Origin of the sequence: Iodobacter sp. CM08 (genome assembly GCF_033446605.1) — a bacterium.
Lineage (GTDB): Bacteria > Pseudomonadota > Gammaproteobacteria > Burkholderiales > Chitinibacteraceae > Iodobacter.
The window spans coordinates 1-1,672 of sequence record NZ_JAWQUO010000094.1; the positions used below are offsets into that span (position 1 = coordinate 1).

General features: G+C 43.5%; 2 protein-coding genes. Both read left to right on the forward strand.

Annotation, left to right across the window (positions count from 1 at the left end; translation table 11 throughout):
* Positions 1-98 precede the first annotated feature (98 nt).
* Positions 99-683, forward strand: coding sequence for a hypothetical protein (locus R6242_RS22185; RefSeq protein WP_318431063.1), 585 nt, complete (start codon positions 99-101; stop codon positions 681-683).
* A 271-nt stretch (positions 684-954) separates the two neighbouring features.
* Positions 955-1,672, forward strand: a 718-nt coding sequence (locus tag R6242_RS22190; RefSeq protein ID WP_318431065.1) for a type VI secretion system Vgr family protein, incomplete at its 3' end; no start/stop codon positions are given.

Genomic DNA, 1,672 nt, shown 5'->3' on the forward strand with positions numbered 1-1,672 from the left:
ACGCAGTAGCCACTCCCCGCGCCGCGTCTGCAAATCCCCCATAAATCCTCCTGCTTGATAAAAACCTCAGCATGACGAAAAAAGGAAAGGGCGTTTAGATGGGAGGGCTAGGCGCTTACAGTGCTTCCTCTGATTCTGTGATTAAGCTTGGTGTTGATGTTAGATGGTATAAAAACGTTTATTGTATGGCTCAAAAATTAGTTCAATACCACCATGATGGATTGAATCCTCATGTAATGTTTATTCGTCGAGAGCATGCTGATTTTGTTAAAGCACGCATAGATGATGATGCAGGGAAGACTGATCGTGAACCAGTTGGTGTGATTATTAAACTCTCTAGGTGTACGGACGATAATGTCAAATTTTATACATATGAAGTTTGGGATTTTGAGCGCTGGAACTATTGGCGTTGCCGAGAACAGCTAAAATTACTCATTTGCTTTTGTGACCAAGCAAATTCTATAATTTCATACTCTGGCTATGAGTTGCCAGATGAAGAAATTAAATTAATTACCAGTTATAAATCATTGCCAGTTATTGCTGTAAATACAATACATCAAGTCGCGTGGTATCCAGAAGATTATGCAAGTTTACGATTTAAGGTTGATAAAGAAGCGGATGATTGGATTCTTGTTGAAAAAGAATACTTAAATAGCAAATTGCAGTCATTAATAGTTGATTGAAATTTATTGTTTGTTTCTTTAATTTTTTGATGATTTGTTATCTTGGGGGAGGCCGCTCTATTTTCTTGTAAAAAGCAGATTATCCTCATAGCTAGTGAATATAAATGCCATTGCTATGTGTGTATCTTCTTGCTCAAGGAACGCCTAATAAAGGATACACCTTACGCTTCTTGTTTTTATTTTTCGTGAAAATGTCAAAAGGCTGTAATTTTATAGGCGAACAGGAAAAACATCGGGTAATCTGACCGATTGTTAAAATTGCGGAATACCCATGCGCCCCGACCAGCTCCTTGCTTCTTTCGCTGCTGCTTTTAATCAAGATACGCGATTGATCTCATTGCAAATCGGCGATGGTGGAGCGTGGGGTGATCAGTTGTTACCGCAACGGGTAACGGGAATAGAAGGGCTAAACCGGCCTTTTCTTTACAGTATTGATTGCTTGTCCGCAGACGCTGCTTTAGAGCTTAAATCTTTGCTAGGCTTACCCATCGTTTTATCGATCACTGATGCAGAAGGCGGGATGGTAGAGCGCTGTGGGGTGATTTCTAAGGCGCAATTATTGGGTTCTGATGGCGGTTTTGCTAAATATTCGCTGACGGTAGAGCCGCCATTTGCCTTGCTTAGATACCGGCGCACGTCTCGCGTGTTCCAAGAGCTGTCCGTGCCGGATATCGTAAAGCAGGTACTAGCCGAGCATCAGGCGATGAACTCGGTGTTTGCTGCGGTGCAAACGCTGGATTTCAAGCTATCGGGGGAATATCCTCCCCGCTCTTATTGCGTGCAGTACCGCGAGGATGACCTTACATTTCTCACTAGGCTGATGAAAGAAAGTGGACTGTCGTGGCGCTTCGAATCCTTGGCTGGAGACTCGCCTCAAGTGCAGCTGGTGGTTTTTGATGATGTCTTCTCCATTCCCGAAGCTGCGGATCCCATCGCTCGCTTTCATCGTGCGGATGGCAGTGAAGAAAGCGACTCACTTACAGCATGGA

What these genes read in the sequence shown, in the direction of transcription:
- R6242_RS22185 (WP_318431063.1), top strand. Translation starts at nt 99, where the DNA reads ATGGGAGGGCTAGGCGCTTACAGTGCTTCCTCTGATTCTGTGATTAAG.